This is a genomic window from Mariniflexile ostreae (assembly GCF_042427585.1).
GTDB lineage: Bacteria > Bacteroidota > Bacteroidia > Flavobacteriales > Flavobacteriaceae > Pseudalgibacter > Pseudalgibacter ostreae.
Genome location: NZ_JBHMFC010000077.1, coordinates 73,665 through 89,062, shown reverse-complemented (window position 1 = coordinate 89,062; position 15,398 = coordinate 73,665). Strand labels below are relative to the sequence as shown.

Genomic DNA, 15,398 nt, shown 5'->3' with positions numbered 1-15,398 from the left:
TAGAAAATTAAAATGATGCTTAGGTAAATGTCTAATAAGACACATCATTGAATTCCGTTTTTTAACTTAGATTGATGGTAAAAACAAACAAATATAAAAACTAAATCGGTTAAAAAATTAATTTCCCACTACTTTTAATAATGAAAAACAAGCCCTGAACTATGATCGTGGATTGCGCCTGTTACAGACTTCAAACAATTATTTTCTTTTCTAAGTTTTAAGACGCCTAAAAAACCGAAAATAAGGGCTTCTTTATATTCTATAATGCTGTTCGAAGGAATGGATATGGTGTTTTTTGTTAAGGACTTAATTCTAGAGATTAAAAACGTATTGTAAGTGCCGCCGCCTGTTACTAAAACAGAAGCGTTTTCCTTGGTGTTTATTTCGGAAGTGATTTGTATAGCGACGTGTTCTACAAAGGTTCTTAATACAGTATTCGTGTCGAGCTTTAGGCTATCTACTACTGGAAATATGTTTTTATGAACCCACTCTAGGCCTAAAGACTTTGGAGGGGGCGTTTTGTAAAAGCTTAAAGCATTTAGTTTCTGAAGTAAGTTTTTATCGATTTTTCCTTTAGAAGCCAGCGTGCCTCCAGCATCAAAATCTAGATTTAGTTGGTTTGCATAATGGTTTAATACAAGGTTTACTGGGCAAATATCATATGCTACTCGGGTTTTGTCCTTGTCGAATGACAGGTTTGCAAATCCTCCAAGATTAATGCAAAAATCATATTCGGAAAAGAGCAATTGGTCGCCTATAGGAACTAGTGGCGCGCCTTGCCCCCCTAATGCTACGTCTTCAACCCTGAAATCGCAAACGACAGTTTGCTTAATTAAGGTCGCTAGGCCTGGTTTGTTTCCAATTTGGTAGGTGTATTTCTTTTCTGGTTGGTGCAAAGCTGTATGGCCATGGGAACAAACAGCATCTAAGTTTTTAATATTATGTTTTTTTATAAAATTTGCAATTACATTTGCCAGATAAACGGTGTATGCATCATCTATAGATTTTAATTCAGAAAGCGTAACATCTACGAGACGGGATAGTTTTAATCGCCATTCTTTTTCATAAGGAACGGTTTCGGAGTGACTGATCTTAAATGTCCAATTTGAATCTTTATTAAAACTTACTAATGCCAAATCGATACCATCCAAAGATGTTCCAGACATTACCCCTATAACCTTATACTTCTGCTTTGTCATATTTCAAGTAAAAATAAAAATATCTTCATAAAAAAAACTATATTGTGTGTTATTTATTGTTAACATAACGCTTTACCGTTGCTTATGGATTTTAATCTTACAGAAGAGCACATCATGATTCGAGATGCTGCTCGTGATTTTGCACAAAATGAATTATTGCCTGGGGTGATTGAGCGCGATGAGCAGCAGCACTTTCCAGAGGCATTGGTGAAAAAGATGGCTGCGCTTGGTTTTATGGGGGTCATGGTGGCTCCAGAATATGGGGGAAGTGGTATGGATACGGTGTCTTATGTCCTTATTATGGAAGAACTGTCTAAAGTTGATGCCTCTGCCTCTGTAATTGTATCCGTTAATAATTCTTTGGTATGTTATGGACTTGAAGCTTTTGGTACAGAAGCACAGAAACAAAAGTATCTTACTAAATTGGCTACAGGCGAGTTTGTTGGGGCGTTTTGTTTGAGTGAGCCAGAAGCGGGAAGTGATGCTACCTCTCAAAAAACGACAGCTATCGATAAGGGTGACCATTATCTTATTAATGGCACCAAAAATTGGATAACAAACGGAGGGAGGGCCGATGTATATTTAGTAGTTGCCCAAACCGATAGGGATAAAGGGTCGCATGGCATAAATGTGTTTATTGTAGAAAAAGGAATGGAAGGTTTTCATGTAGGACCAAAAGAAAATAAATTAGGAATTAGAGGGAGCGATACCCATACATTACAATTTAATGATGTTAAGGTGCCTAAGGAGAATCGAATAGGCGAAGATGGCTTTGGTTTTAGTTTTGCTATGAAAACCTTATCTGGAGGCCGTATCGGTATTGCGGCACAAGCTTTAGGGATTGCACAAGGGGCTTATGAGCTTGCTTTGGAATACGCCAACCAGCGGAAGGCTTTTGGAAAAGTAATTTCACAACACCAGATTATCGCTTTTAAACTTGCCGACATGTATACTGAAATTTCTGCTGCACGCCATATGGTTATGAAAGCAGCTTGGGATAAAGATCAAAATCTTAATTACGATGTGTCTAGTGCTATGGCAAAGCTATATGCTTCCAAAGTGGCTATGGTTCATACGGTGGAGGCGGTACAGATTTTTGGAGGAAATGGTTTTGTGAAAGAGTATCATGTGGAGCGCTTGATGCGTGACGCTAAAATTACCCAAATTTATGAAGGGACGTCAGAAATACAAAAAATAGTCATTTCTAGAAGTATTTTAAAAGTATAACGGTGTTTGGAAGTTTTTAAACCAAACCTAAACAGTACGTTTATATTAAAACAAAGTAAAAAGAACAATGATTCTTATTTTACAAAAAACAATTAGGTACTATTGCTTATGAAATCTTTAAAAATAGAATCCACTTTAGATATTTTTGATAGCATGGAGGCCTTGCCTTTAGAGGTTTTAATGCTAATGCAAAGAGCGATAGAAGCTAGGAAGAATGCCTATGCACCATATTCCGAATTTAATGTGGGTGCAGCGTTATTATTAGATAATAACGAAATTATAACCGGAAGCAACCAAGAAAACGCATCTTATCCGTCTGGGTTATGTGCAGAAAGAACTGCGGTATATTATGCGGCGTCGCAATATCCAAGTGCTAAGATGTTAACACTGGCTATTGTTGGAGGGTCACAACTTAAAACATCATCAGTGCCCATTCCGCCATGTGGTGCTTGTAGGCAGGCTATTGCAGAGTATGAGATGAAACAAGCGTCTCCAATCGCTATTTATTTTATGGGAGAAACAGGGCAAGTTTTAAAGTCAGATTCCCTAAAAAATTTATTGCCATTTATGTTTGATAAATCGGCACTATAACTTTTTAGTTTAAATTAAATTAGTTTACGTTTTTGCAATACCCAACAATGTATTACTTTTGTAATTCGCTTAAGTAGAATTTAATTATAATCCATGCAAAAAATCACAAAAGAGGTTTACCTCAAATGGTATGAAGACATGTTATTCTGGAGAAAGTTTGAAGACAAACTAGCTGCAGTATACATACAACAAAAAGTTAGAGGATTTCTTCATTTATACAATGGTCAAGAAGCTGTTTTAGCAGGTGCTTTACATGCTATGGATTTGACTAAAGACAAAATGATTACGGCTTACCGAAATCACGTCCAACCTATTGGTATGGGGGTAGACCCAAAACGTGTTATGGCAGAGTTGTTTGGAAAGGCCACTGGAACATCTCAAGGTTTGGGAGGTTCTATGCATATTTTTTCCAAAGAGCACCGTTTTTACGGTGGTCATGGTATCGTAGGAGGGCAAATTCCACTCGGAGCAGGTATTGCGTTTGGTGATAAATATCACGATAGTGATGCCGTTACTTTATGTTGCTTTGGTGATGGTGCTGCAAGACAAGGTTCCTTACATGAAACCTTTAACTTGGCTATGCTTTGGCAATTACCCGTAGTATTTGTTTGTGAAAATAATGGCTACGCTATGGGCACGTCTGTTGAGCGAACTGCCAACCACACCGAAATCTGGAAACTTGGTTTAGGCTATGATATGCCTTGTGGCCCTGTAGATGGAATGAACCCTATAAAAGTAGCGGAGGCTTTTGATGAAGCAATACAACGTGCGAGAAAAGGAGGAGGGCCAACATTTTTAGAACTGAAGACGTATCGTTATAGAGGGCACTCTATGAGTGACGCACAGCACTATAGAACGAAAGATGAGGTAGAAGAGTACAAGAAAATCGACCCTATTACGCAAATAAAAGAGGTGCTTCTTGATAAAAAGTACGCTTCTGAAGAAGATATTAAAGTAATCGATAAACGTGTTAAAGAGTTGGTGGCAGAATGCGAGAAATTTGCAGATGAATCCCCATATCCAGAGAAACGTGTTATGTACGATGCGGTGTACGAACAAAAAGATTATCCATTTATACAACATAAAATATAAGCTATGGCTATAGTAGTAAATATGCCGCGTTTAAGCGATACAATGGAAGAGGGTACCGTTGCGGCTTGGTTAAAAAAAGTAGGAGATAAAATTGAAGAAGGTGATATTTTAGCTGAAATTGAAACGGATAAAGCGACCATGGAATTTGAGTCTTTTAACGAAGGCACTTTACTTCACATAGGCGTTCAAGAAGGGGAAACCACTAAAGTGGATGAGCTTTTAGCCATTATAGGTGATGAGGGTGAAGATATCTCTGATCTTATAAACGGAGGAGGAAAAGCTTCTGAGGAAACTAATAAAGATGATGCAGGATCAGAAGAAGCGGCGTCTAAATCAGAAGCGAAAGATGCTGAAAGTAGCGCTACTACTGAAGAGAAAACATCAGATAAAAAAGAACTTCCAGAAGGTGTTATCGTGGTTACCATGCCACGCTTAAGTGATACCATGGAAGAAGGAACAGTAGCAACTTGGCTTAAAAAAGTAGGTGATAAAGTTGAAGAAGGCGATATTCTTGCAGAAATTGAAACGGACAAAGCCACTATGGAGTTTGAGTCCTTTCAGTCTGGAACTTTATTAGAAATTGGTCTACAAGAAGGTGAGTCTGCAAAAGTAGATGCTTTATTGGCTATTATTGGGCCAGAAGGTACCGATGTGTCTGGAGTTGCTGATAATTTCTCAACAGAAGAAGCACCTGCCAAAAAAGAAGAAGCTCCTAAAGCAGAGGCTAAAAAAGAGACTCCTAAGGCAGCGCCTGCACCTTCAGGAACGGCTCAAAAAGAAAAGCCAAAAGCACCAGCGCCAACACCAACAACTGCAGATGGACGCTTATTTGTGTCGCCACTTGCAAAGAAATTGGCAGAAGAAAAAGGGATTAATTTAACACAAGTCCAAGGTTCAGGAGAACAAGGGCGTATTGTTAAACGAGATATCGAAAACTATACACCAGGAGCCACAGCTTCTGTTGGAAAGTTTTTGCCTACGGGGCAAGAAGATTTTGAAGAAATTCCAAACTCGCAAATGCGTAAAGCGATTGCAAAAGCATTGACTAATTCTAAATTCTCTGCACCGCATTATTATTTAAGTGTCGAGTTTGATATGGAAAATGCGATAGCGTTCCGAGCACAATTCAATACAGTACCAGATACTAAAATATCCTATAATGATATTGTGGTTAAAGCTTGTGCTTTAGCTTTAAAACAACACCCTCAAGTAAACTCACAATGGTTTGCAGATAAGATGCGATTAAATAACCATGTACACATTGGTGTTGCAGTAGCAGTTCCTGATGGTTTAGTCGTGCCTGTTGTTAAATTTGCCAATGAGCAATCTTTACAGCAAATAGGTGCAGAAGTTAGAGAACTTGCCGGAAAAGCTAAAAATAAGAAATTGACTCCGCAAGAGATGGAAGGCAGTACGTTTACTGTTTCTAACTTAGGTATGTTTGGTATAGATACATTTACCTCCATAATAAACCAACCAAATTCAGCGATACTTTCAGTAGGAAATATTGTTGAAAAGCCAGTAGTTAAAAACGGACAGATTGTGGTTGGAAATACGATGAAATTATCTTTAGCTTGCGACCATAGAACAGTGGATGGTGCCACAGGGGCTTTATTCCTTCAAACTTTAAAAGGATATATTGAAAACCCGGTAACCATGCTGGTATAATTATTTAAATTTTTCCATTCAAGTAATGGAAATTATATATAAAAAAACACTATTTATTATGTAAATAGTGTTTTTTTATTTCCCTACATTAGGCTATCTAAAAAGCAAGATGGTACTAGAGACTGTAAGCTGATTTTTATTTTTGTGTTGATCTAGTTCTATTTTAATAAATTTTTTTATTTGCTTTACTTGTTATGGATATGCTCTCCATAGCTTTGTATAAACACAAAGTTATATCATTTATATGTGTTAATTAAATTATTGATATGGCCCTAAAACCTTATGGTTTTTTGTAAATCTACTATGATTTTAGTTTAAAAGCGGTTAATAATTTAAATAGAAGTGCTATTTTCACTTGTTAATATAGAATAAACCTTATGGAAATAAATAATAATAAACGATGGATTGCGGTGTACGGGATAATAGCAACCGTATTAGTGGCTCTTTATTATCTCTTGGATTTGCGGTTTTTTGATTCATGGGAAGAGTACATTCCGTTTATGAAAAAATTAAGCATCAGTTTGTTTTTAATTGCTTTAATTTTTCTGATTAGTAAAATCATGACCAAAGTTATTAATGCTCAAACCCATTTGGAAGGCGATCGCTATAATTTATTGCGGATTACCCGATTTCTAGCCATTGTTTTCAGTCTTATAGTAGTCGCTTCTTTTTTGTTTCAGAACCTTTATGCTGCAGCCGTTAGCTTTGGATTGATTTCCTTGGTTTTGGGTTTTGCGTTACAAGCACCCATAGCATCTTTTATAGCTTGGATTTATTTGGTTTTCAGACGGTCTTATTTAGTCGGCGACCGTATTCAAATAAAAGGTTTTCGCGGAGATGTTGTAGAAATAAGTTACTTGGATACTTCTATTTTAGAATGTAGTGGCGATTATCTCGAGAACGACAGAACTAGTGGTAGAGTGGTTAGGTTTCCAAACAGTTTGATATTAAGAGAGGAAATTATTAATTATTCAGGCCCTCAAACGCCATTTATATGGAATGAAACGCCAATACAGATTGCTTATACTAGCGACCTTCAGTTTGTGGAAGAATGTCTCTTAATAGCTTCCAGTAAAGATTTTAAAGAACGCTACTCACAGTACGCTACTTCCGATAATGATTTATGGGCACCCTCTGTTTACTTTAGGATCAATAGCTTTGCTTGGATGGAAGCTGTAATTTCTTATCCCGTAGAGCCAAAAGACACTACAGATAGACGAAATCGTATCTTGAGATATGCTTTACCATTATTAAACGAGGCCCCCGATAAAGTTAAATTCCCAGAGGGCACACGCCGATAAACAAGGGCCTAATGTTGAGGTTTTTCTTATTTTCTAACACGCTTACTAGAGTTTTATCTTAGTATTTAATTAGGCTGTAGCAACCTATTGGGCAACAGGGGGGCGGTTGGTTAATTTAATAGTATATTCAGCTGTTTTTAGTAGTTTTTGTACCTTCTTTTTGTTTTTATTATCCGGTATCTTAAATCATCATAAAACAAACTAGCCAGTAATAATACACCTGCAAAAACCAAGGTATTTAATTTTAAGTTGTATCGTGAGTATAGGAAACCGCCAACGAGTCCTCCAGCAAAAAAGAACGCGATAATAAAAATTCTAAGTTTAATATTTGATTTTAGTTCCCTTCTATTCTTATGAAGTTTAGGAAAATATAAATGTGAAAGGTCAATTCCTAAATCTGTAAAAAGACCGGTGAGATGTGTCGTCCTTACTATCGCATTTGAGATTTTAGTAACAAAAGAATTCTGAAGCCCCATTGCAAATAGCAAGAGGCTGATAACAAGGTCGGGATATGCCATCACAATAAAATTGCTTACAAGGCCAATAGATATTAAAATGAAGCTTTCAATTATAGAGGGCACAAGAAAAATATTGAACCGTTTGTTTTCTCTATACTTATCAATTAAAAAACTGGATAAAAATGATCCTAAGAGGAATGAAAATATATAAAGAAAGTAAATGGTACCTTTCCAAAATTCAAAATCGGCTACATCGTAAATAAACAACGCAAAATGACCTGTAACATTTGTAGTAAGTTGCTTAAAGGCCAAAAACCCTGTTACATTTACAATTCCAGCGACAAAAGACAGAATAGTGGCGATTCGTAAATTATGTTTTAAAGTTCTGCTTTTACCTTGATGTATAAACATTTTTAATCATTTTAGTTGGTTTTTAAAAGAGAATATAACACTGATTTATGAATAGTAGATTGATGTAAGACCTCTAAAAGTTATGATGAAACTTGGACGGTTTACAGAGTATAAATTTAGTAATTTCTTAGTAATCGCTTTTGTAAAACATACACGAATGTTCTCTTTATTATAGTTTTTTTGCAAGATTACTCAGCAATTCTCTTGCTTTACAAACGATAGCAAGAGGAACCTTTATAAAGCACAGTGCAGGTTTGAAAATCCCATCATAAGAAAACTTAAGTAACTTCTGTTTTTAGAAAAGTTATTACGAAGCTATAGCAAATCATACTATCGAGAAGTTATCTTATAGACTTCTTTTAAAAAAGAGGCTATATTTATGTTAAACCCAGTTGTATTCATGATATTTATTTTTTTAGCTAAAAACTAAAGTAGGTGTATTTATAAACATACCGTTAACGTAACAATATCTTTTATAAAACCAAAAAAGCTGCCTATTACAGCAGCTTTAAACACTTTTCAGTTTAAGAAGCGTATTATTTTATAATACCAGCGCAGCTTACTCTTGCCCCTGCATCACCAGAAGGTTGTGAGGTGAAGTCGTCTGTTCCAGCATGAACAATCACACTTTTATTTAAAATATTCTTGGTCGTGTCATCGCAACCAATACACCACTCGTCTGTAGTAAAAGTTATGGTGCCATTTCCGTTTTCATCGGCATTAAAATTGCCAATATCGCCCTTATGGTAGCCTGTGGCATCGCCCCATTTACCGTGTGGCTGCGCTGTTGGGTTCCAATGTCCTCCCGCCGATGTACCGTCTTCAGCAGAACAATCTGCCGATTCGTGAAGGTGTATTGCGTGCTGTCCAGGCTCTAGCCCATCTATTATGGCCGTCATGGTTACTTTGCCGTCCTCTTCGGTAAAGACCACATGCCCACTTACATTACTATCGCTTTTTGCAGATAAAGCTATTTTAATTTTTTTAGGTGCCACAACAGCTACTGCTGTTTTTTCCGCATCTATAGTCTCGGTTTCTTTTTTATTGTCTTTACAAGAGGCCATCGTAATTGCCATGGCTATAATTACTAAACTTATTTTTTTCATGTTATGTCGATTTTTTAGTTTTTGAAAGTTAATGTATTCATAAATCAAATACAAATATTACTACTCATTTTTGTTTTAATGGATTCAAATAAAAAAAAATATGGAACTTATAGAAGAGAGCGGATAGGTTTTTATTTCATTAAATAGTACGTGAGTTAAATGACAAAAGTCATATGTTTTTAATCCCAAATCCCTTATTTTTGAATTATAAATGTTAAGTATGTTAAAATCTTTAGTCCATAAATATAATATTGCGGGACCTCGTTATACGAGTTATCCAACCGTTCCTTACTGGGATGAAGAAAGTTTTTCTTTTGAAAAATGGAAGGGAGCTTTAATTCAATCTTTTAAAGAAACGAATGCAGAAGAAGGTATTAGTCTCTATATCCATTTGCCGTTTTGTGAAAGTTTATGTACGTTTTGTGGTTGCAATAAACGAATAACGAAACAACACAGTGTAGAATCGCCATATATTGAAGCTGTTTTGAAAGAATGGCGTTTGTATTTAGAGTGGTTCGATGAAAAACCGATAATAAAGGAATTGCACTTGGGCGGTGGAACCCCCACGTTCTTTAGCCCTGATAACTTAAAACGTTTAATTGATGGAATTTTTGATGGTGCCACACGTGCCGATAATCATGAATTTAGTTTTGAGGGCCACCCCAATAATACCACACAAGAGCACTTGCAAGCGTTATACAATTTGGGTTTTAATCGTGTAAGTTATGGCGTTCAAGATTATAACGCTGTAGTTCAAAAGGCGATTCATAGAATTCAGCCCTTCGAAAATGTAAAACGAGCTACGGAAACGGCGCGGGAGATAGGCTATAATTCTGTTGGGCATGATATTATTTTTGGCCTTCCTTTTCAAACTTTAGACCATGTAAAAGAAACCATATTAAAAACAAAAGAACTATTGCCAGACCGCTTGGCTTTCTACAGCTATGCACATGTGCCCTGGATAAAAGGAAATGGACAACGCGGTTTTCAGGATTCCGATTTACCTTCTCCCGAATTAAAAAGAGAACAATACGAATTAGGAAAACGCTTACTAGCAGAAGTGGGTTATCATGAAATAGGAATGGATCATTTTGCTTTGGAAACAGATACGCTTTACCAATCGATGCAAACAGATAAGCTGCATAGAAACTTTATGGGGTATACAGCCTCGAAAACACAGGCTATGATTGGGTTGGGGGTGTCTTCTATTAGTGATAGCTGGTATGGCTTTGCCCAAAATGTAAAAACAATCGAAAATTATTATAAAATATTAGATGATAATAGAGTGCCTGTTTATAAAGGCCACATTTTAAATGAAGAAGATTTGATTATTAGAAAACATATCTTAAATTTAATGTGTAAGTTTAGGACTTCTTGGACTGTAGATGAATTGTATGTTCCAGAATTGCCAGAAGTCTTGTTGAAGTTGAAAGAAATGGAAGAGGATGGTTTACTTATTTTAGGTGAAAACACTATTGAAGTAACCACAAAAGGCCAGCCTTTTGTTAGAAATGTTTGTATGGCATTCGATTTATTATTACAAAGAAAACAGCCAGATACCCAATTGTTTTCGATGACTGTTTAATTAAAATAAAAATTATGAAAAAAATAATTGTCCCAATCGATTTCTCTGAACACTCAGAATTTGCTTTAAGAACAGCAGCAAAACTGGCAAGAAACCACAATGCCGAGTTATTGGTGTTACACATGTTAGAAATGTCTGATATTATGTTAACAGCTTCTGGCGGACTTCAAAACCAGAAAACGCTATTTTTTCTCCAATTGGCAGAACAGAAATTTAAAGAGTTTCTTTCAAAAGACTATTTGAACGGATTAATGATAGTCCCTATTATTAAACATTTTAAAGTGTTTAGTGAGGTTAATGATGTGGCTATAAAAAATGGTGCCGATTTAATTGTTATGGGCTCTCAAGGCACAAATGCTGAAAATGGTTTTTTTGTTGGCTCTAATACAGAACGGGTGGTACGCCATGCCGATATCCCTGTTTTGGTCGTGAAAAATGATTTAATAGACTCTAATTTTGATTCGGTTGTATTTGCTTCAGATTTTTCAGAAAACGCTATACAACCTTATTTAAAAGCTGTTAAGCTCTTTGATCAAATTGGTGCTAAGATGTCTTTCGTTAATGTGAATTTGCCCAGCGATAGGTTTAAGAGTTCTTTAGAAATCGAGAAAACTGTAGTAAACTTTTTCACTAAAGCCGAACGTAGTTTAGATAGAATGAAAGATGTGCATTATGTGTCCGATTATACGGTAGAAGATGGTATACTGAATTTAGCCAATAAAATAGGGGCAGACATGATTGCAATACCCACACATGGCAAAAAAGGTTTAGCTCGTTTCTTTGAAGGGAGTATAGGTGAAGATGTGGCAAACCATGCTACATTGCCTGTAATGACTTTTAAAATATAAAGCACAATAGAAGTTTTTTTGTAAAGAGGCTGTTTTATAATGTATAAAACAGCTTTTTTTTAGTGTTTTAGTGACAGTCTATATCACCCGAAACCATTTCAAAAACCGGGGCAGGGGAGAGGTATGGAATACCCAAACCTAAACCGCGAAGAATAAATAAAGCACCTATAAAAACCACAAAAACAGGAATCGCTTTTTGGATTTTCTGCCGTGCTGTACCTTTTAAAAAATGACTAAAATAAATAGCTGTAGTCATTAAGGGAATAGTGCCTAATCCAAAAGCAGCCATATACCCCATGCCGTTTAGTACACTGCCTCCTGCAATGGCAGCAAACACAGCCATATAAACCAGACCACACGGAAGAAAGCCGTTTAAAAACCCAATAGTTAAAAAGGTGTCTAGTGTTTTCTTCTTTAAAGCACTTCCTAAGCCAGATTTAATTTTGGAGACCAACCTATAGATAGGTTTTGAAAAATTATAATGGTTAAATGTTTTTTGAGGAATAATAACCACTAAAATCATTAAAACTCCTATAGCAATGGAGAGTTGTTGTTGAAACCCAAAAAGATAAAGACTTCTCCCTATTAGCCCAAAAACAAGTCCTATCAGGGTGTAAGATAATAGTCTTCCAAAATGGTAGATGGCTATTTGTGCTATTTTTTTTAGCGTATTGGATCGGTCTACAGGCAGCATAAAGGCTATAGGGCCACACATGCCCACGCAGTGGAAACTCCCTAACAGCCCTAATATAAATGCAGAGGCCAGCATGTTAATAGTTTATAGACTGCTTGAAGAGATAAAAATTTCCCTTATATTGCCAGTCGATCATAATGTTCCAACGACCATCTACCAAACGTTTGTCAGGTATGAGCAAATATGGATCAGACAATGAAATAGCACTTTCAAAGTCTAGTTGTTTGTTAGATGGTCTATATAGGAACACATTTCCTGTAATGTTTTTATAATCAAAGTCTTTAGGGAATGTAAAGCGTATCCCTTCTGTTGTTTTTTCGTATTTTATGTTTTCTGTTAATGTATTAGCATGGTTCAGCTTGTCAAGGTCCGCTTGAAATTTTAATTCTTGACCATAATAGTCTTCTACCACCAATTCCGTTTCATATTTTTTATCTACAAGCATCGTCACTACGAAATACATGATAAATGAAATAAACGCAACAAAAGCTAATACAATACCAGTACCCCAATTTATTTTCATCTCTTTGTCCCTGTGTTTCCAGGAATTTTTTTTAATTAATAGTTCGTTCTTATGGCATTTCCCTTCGTGCCTCGGGTCGGGCTTTCGGCAGTCGCTCTTTTCAAGGAGCTCCAACAAGGCCTCAATCCCTAATGCGCCCCTACATCATAAGCTCCGTTACCTTATTTGTAACTTCTTGGCCCTAAAAAATTCGCAGTTGTAGTTTCAATTAAGGTTTCACCCGAATAAACACCAATCCTTATTTTGTTTCTATCCCCCGACAATGCTGCATTATTAATTTCAACAAATAAAGTGCCTTTTGCAATTCCTTGGCTTGGAACAACAAAACTGTTTTGTGTGGCGACCAATTTTAAGTCACCTTTATGCGACATTAACTCAAAGTGAACGTCTTCAATGTCTTTCGTCGTTTTGTTTACCAGCTTATAAGTAAATACATTGCTTATAATATTATTGTCTTTGTGTTCATACAGTTGTCCAGGTAGTCTTAAGATGTTGGCATCTAGGTCGTTTCTTAAAAAAAGCAAACCCGTTAATAAACCTATCAAAATAATTAATACTGCGATATACCCTTTAATTCGGGCAGTTAGTTTAAAAGGAACTTTCTTTTGTATGTTCTCTTCACTAGCATAGCGGATTAAACCCTTTGGAAGATTAATGCTTTCCATAATATGGTCGCATTCGTCTATGCAAGCGGTACAGTTTATACATTCTAATTGCGTACCATTTCTAATATCGATACCGGTGGGGCATACATTTACACACTGAAAACAATCGATGCAATCGCCATGGCCTAAAGCGTCTCTATCTTCATCTTTTCTGTACTTTTTCCTACCACTTTCTCCTTCACCACGTTTATGGTCGTAAGCTACAACTATCGATTTTGTATCCAATAATACGCCTTGGAGCCTTCCGTAGGGACAAGCAATAATACAGACCTGTTCTCTAAACCAAGCAAAAACAAAATAAAATACAGCTGTAAATATGAGCAAGGAAATAAGCGTACTTAAATTGCTTGAAGGCCCTGCAAGGATATAATATATAAGGCGGTCGCTTCCAATTAAATATGCTAAAAACACATTGGCTATAATAAAAGATATAACGGCAAATATGAAAAACTTAAATCCTTTTTTCTTTATTTTTTCAGCATTCCATGGTTGTCTTGCTAAACGCATTTGTTTACCGCGGTCTCCTTCAATCCAATATTCGATTCTGCGAAACACCATTTCCATAAAGATAGTTTGCGGACAAATCCATCCGCAAAAAATTCTACCAAAAGCAACAGTAAAAAGCGTGATAAACACCACGCCGATTAACATGGATATCACAAATAAATGAAAGTCTTGAGGCCAAAAAGGAAAACCGAAAATATTAAAACGCCTTTCAAGTACATTGAACATTAAAAACTGATTGCCATTTATCTTGACAAAAGGCGCAATCAATAAAAAAGCCAATAAAACATAACTCACCCATTTTCGATACTTGTAAAACTTTCCGTTAGGTTTTTTAGGAAAAACCCATGCGCGTTTACCTTCTTCGGTAACCGTTCCAAGTGAGTCTCTAAATATTTCGTTTTCTGGCGTTTCCAAAACTTGGGTCTTTCTGTTTAAATGCTTTAGTTAAAATGTTTTATTGTTCGGTCTTGCTTACCCAAACATCACCTTCGGCTGCTTTAGGGTTGGCAGGTGTTGTGCCTTGTAAACTTAAAACATAACTGGCAACTTGTGCCATTTGAAGCGGTTTTAATTGTGATTTCCATGCAATCATTCCTTTTCCAGAACGCCCACCTTCAGAAATCGTGTTAAAAACACCTTTAATATCGCCGTCTAAAATCCAGTGGTCGTCCGTTAAATTCGGACCAATACCACCACCGCCATCTGCCATATGGCATGCCACACAATTGGTTTCATAAACCGCTTTTCCAGCACTTAAATCTGAAGCGTCTGTAAGTAGGGTAACCGTATTGATGTCTACTAAATCTTTTGCTGTTTTTTTGTAGGCTTCTATAGCGATTTTAGCTTCCGCCAATTCTGTTTCAAATTCATCCATTTGGTTATCACCGTTAAAAATATGATACTTAACCAAATATAATGCAGCAAAAACGATAGAGGCATAAAAGCCATATAACCACCATGGTGGTAAATCATTATCTAATTCTTTAATGCCATCGTAATTATGGTCTAAAATAATTTCACCTTCTTTTTCTATAGGTTTTTGACCTAAAAGCTTACGGTATGTGGTTTTAAGCCAAGTAAATTGATATTGATGTTCTTTTTCGGCTAAAAACCGAGCTTTTGCTTCTTCATCTAATTTGTGGAGCATGATGTTTTCTAAAGCCCCCACAATAGCCTCTATGGCCACTAATATTAAAAGCACCAACAGGAGGAACAACAATACTGCGGGTTGCTCTATAAATGCAGGGAGGTCGCCTGAGTCTATAAAAAACTCTACGGCTCCAAAAATAATAAAGAATGCTACAGGGACACGAACCCAGGAAGGAATGTTATTGATCATGATATATCGTCGTTTTCGTTATCTAATGGCAGATTGCTAACCTTGTTTATATACTCTTTTTTAGCTGTAAAGACCCACCAAAAAAGGCCTGCAAAAAAGAGAAAAAATATAAGAAGGGAAATGATAGGGTAAATCTCTATCCCCGCTATAGTTTCCATATGTCCTTTTATATATTTTAACATAA

General features: G+C 36.3%; 15 protein-coding genes. 7 read left to right on the top strand and 8 right to left on the bottom strand.

The features are described from left to right. Positions 1–134 precede the first annotated feature (134 nt). Complete coding sequence (locus tag ACFFU9_RS12190; RefSeq protein WP_379861734.1) at positions 135–1,199, bottom strand: anhydro-N-acetylmuramic acid kinase; 1,065 nt, start codon at positions 1,197–1,199, stop codon at positions 135–137. A gap of 84 nt (positions 1,200–1,283) precedes the next feature. Here ACFFU9_RS12190 and ACFFU9_RS12185 point away from each other — a divergent pair, with 84 nt between their 5' ends. The 5 genes from ACFFU9_RS12185 to ACFFU9_RS12165 all read left to right on the top strand — a co-directional run bounded on the left by ACFFU9_RS12185 (position 1,284) and on the right by ACFFU9_RS12165 (position 7,078). Next, entirely contained in the window at positions 1,284–2,426 is a 1,143-nt protein-coding gene (locus tag ACFFU9_RS12185) for an acyl-CoA dehydrogenase (RefSeq protein WP_379861733.1), read from the top strand. Between the two features lie 108 nt (positions 2,427–2,534). After that, on the top strand, positions 2,535–3,017 hold the full coding sequence (cdd, locus tag ACFFU9_RS12180) for a cytidine deaminase (protein ID WP_379861732.1): 483 nt from the start codon (positions 2,535–2,537) through the stop codon (positions 3,015–3,017). A gap of 93 nt (positions 3,018–3,110) precedes the next feature. After that, the gene (pdhA, locus tag ACFFU9_RS12175) at positions 3,111–4,109 is read left to right on the top strand and encodes a pyruvate dehydrogenase (acetyl-transferring) E1 component subunit alpha (RefSeq protein ID WP_379861730.1); all 999 of its coding nucleotides are present in this window, start codon (positions 3,111–3,113) and stop codon (positions 4,107–4,109) included. 3 nt (positions 4,110–4,112) lie between these two features. Further along, entirely contained in the window at positions 4,113–5,777 is a 1,665-nt protein-coding gene (locus tag ACFFU9_RS12170; RefSeq protein ID WP_379861729.1) for a pyruvate dehydrogenase complex dihydrolipoamide acetyltransferase, read from the top strand. Positions 5,778–6,154: 377 nt separating this feature from the next. Then, positions 6,155–7,078 (top strand): mechanosensitive ion channel family protein, encoded by a 924-nt coding sequence (locus ACFFU9_RS12165; RefSeq protein WP_379861728.1) that lies wholly within the window; start codon positions 6,155–6,157, stop codon positions 7,076–7,078. 137 nt (positions 7,079–7,215) lie between these two features. On the opposite strand, the gene ACFFU9_RS12160 is transcribed toward ACFFU9_RS12165, so the two are convergent. Then, complete coding sequence (locus ACFFU9_RS12160; protein WP_379861727.1) at positions 7,216–7,947, bottom strand: YoaK family protein; 732 nt, start codon at positions 7,945–7,947, stop codon at positions 7,216–7,218. A gap of 536 nt (positions 7,948–8,483) precedes the next feature. Beyond that, on the bottom strand, positions 8,484–9,053 hold the full coding sequence (locus ACFFU9_RS12155) for a superoxide dismutase family protein (RefSeq protein ID WP_379861726.1): 570 nt from the start codon (positions 9,051–9,053) through the stop codon (positions 8,484–8,486). 220 nt (positions 9,054–9,273) lie between these two features. Here ACFFU9_RS12155 and hemN point away from each other — a divergent pair, with 220 nt between their 5' ends. Together hemN and ACFFU9_RS12145 are read left to right on the top strand one after the other, a co-directional pair. Further along, positions 9,274–10,638, top strand: a complete 1,365-nt coding sequence (gene hemN / locus ACFFU9_RS12150; RefSeq protein ID WP_379861725.1) for an oxygen-independent coproporphyrinogen III oxidase — start codon at positions 9,274–9,276, stop codon at positions 10,636–10,638. A gap of 14 nt (positions 10,639–10,652) precedes the next feature. Further along, positions 10,653–11,486 carry a universal stress protein gene (locus ACFFU9_RS12145; protein WP_379861724.1) on the top strand — a complete coding sequence of 278 codons (834 nt, stop codon included), beginning with the start codon at positions 10,653–10,655 and terminating at the stop codon, positions 11,484–11,486. 67 nt (positions 11,487–11,553) lie between these two features. Here ACFFU9_RS12145 and ACFFU9_RS12140 read toward each other — a convergent pair whose 3' ends face one another. The 5 genes from ACFFU9_RS12140 to ACFFU9_RS12120 form a co-directional block, all read right to left on the bottom strand. Then, entirely contained in the window at positions 11,554–12,255 is a 702-nt protein-coding gene (locus ACFFU9_RS12140; protein WP_379861723.1) for a sulfite exporter TauE/SafE family protein, read from the bottom strand. Position 12,256: 1 nt separating this feature from the next. Continuing rightward, a complete protein-coding gene (locus ACFFU9_RS12135) occupies positions 12,257–12,703 on the bottom strand; it encodes a FixH family protein (RefSeq protein WP_379861722.1) in 447 nt (148 codons plus the stop codon). Positions 12,704–12,864: 161 nt separating this feature from the next. Further along, entirely contained in the window at positions 12,865–14,289 is a 1,425-nt protein-coding gene (gene ccoG, locus ACFFU9_RS12130) for a cytochrome c oxidase accessory protein CcoG (protein ID WP_379861721.1), read from the bottom strand. Between the two features lie 40 nt (positions 14,290–14,329). Then, positions 14,330–15,214 (bottom strand): cbb3-type cytochrome c oxidase N-terminal domain-containing protein, encoded by an 885-nt coding sequence (locus tag ACFFU9_RS12125; protein WP_379861720.1) that lies wholly within the window; start codon positions 15,212–15,214, stop codon positions 14,330–14,332. Beyond that, positions 15,211–15,396 carry a CcoQ/FixQ family Cbb3-type cytochrome c oxidase assembly chaperone gene (locus tag ACFFU9_RS12120; protein ID WP_379861719.1) on the bottom strand — a complete coding sequence of 62 codons (186 nt, stop codon included), beginning with the start codon at positions 15,394–15,396 and terminating at the stop codon, positions 15,211–15,213. The genes ACFFU9_RS12125 and ACFFU9_RS12120 overlap by 4 nt, the downstream gene beginning before the upstream one ends. Positions 15,397–15,398 lie beyond the last annotated feature (2 nt).

Bases quoted from the DNA above. Each gene is read 5' to 3' on its own strand.
- pdhA (WP_379861730.1), top strand. From the start codon at position 3,111: ATGCAAAAAATCACAAAAGAGGTTTACCTCAAATGGTATGAAGACATG.
- hemN (WP_379861725.1), top strand. From the start codon at position 9,274: ATGTTAAAATCTTTAGTCCATAAATATAATATTGCGGGACCTCGTTAT.
- ACFFU9_RS12170 (WP_379861729.1), top strand. From the start codon at position 4,113: ATGGCTATAGTAGTAAATATGCCGCGTTTAAGCGATACAATGGAAGAG.
- ACFFU9_RS12185 (WP_379861733.1), top strand. From the start codon at position 1,284: ATGGATTTTAATCTTACAGAAGAGCACATCATGATTCGAGATGCTGCT.
- ACFFU9_RS12125 (WP_379861720.1), bottom strand. From the start codon at position 15,214: ATGATCAATAACATTCCTTCCTGGGTTCGTGTCCCTGTAGCATTCTTT.
- ACFFU9_RS12160 (WP_379861727.1), bottom strand. From the start codon at position 7,947: ATGTTTATACATCAAGGTAAAAGCAGAACTTTAAAACATAATTTACGA.
- ACFFU9_RS12165 (WP_379861728.1), top strand. From the start codon at position 6,155: ATGGAAATAAATAATAATAAACGATGGATTGCGGTGTACGGGATAATA.
- ACFFU9_RS12135 (WP_379861722.1), bottom strand. From the start codon at position 12,703: ATGAAAATAAATTGGGGTACTGGTATTGTATTAGCTTTTGTTGCGTTT.
- ACFFU9_RS12120 (WP_379861719.1), bottom strand. From the start codon at position 15,396: ATGTTAAAATATATAAAAGGACATATGGAAACTATAGCGGGGATAGAG.
- ACFFU9_RS12145 (WP_379861724.1), top strand. From the start codon at position 10,653: ATGAAAAAAATAATTGTCCCAATCGATTTCTCTGAACACTCAGAATTT.
- ACFFU9_RS12190 (WP_379861734.1), bottom strand. From the start codon at position 1,199: ATGACAAAGCAGAAGTATAAGGTTATAGGGGTAATGTCTGGAACATCT.
- ACFFU9_RS12140 (WP_379861723.1), bottom strand. From the start codon at position 12,255: ATGCTGGCCTCTGCATTTATATTAGGGCTGTTAGGGAGTTTCCACTGC.
- cdd (WP_379861732.1), top strand. From the start codon at position 2,535: ATGAAATCTTTAAAAATAGAATCCACTTTAGATATTTTTGATAGCATG.
- ACFFU9_RS12155 (WP_379861726.1), bottom strand. From the start codon at position 9,053: ATGAAAAAAATAAGTTTAGTAATTATAGCCATGGCAATTACGATGGCC.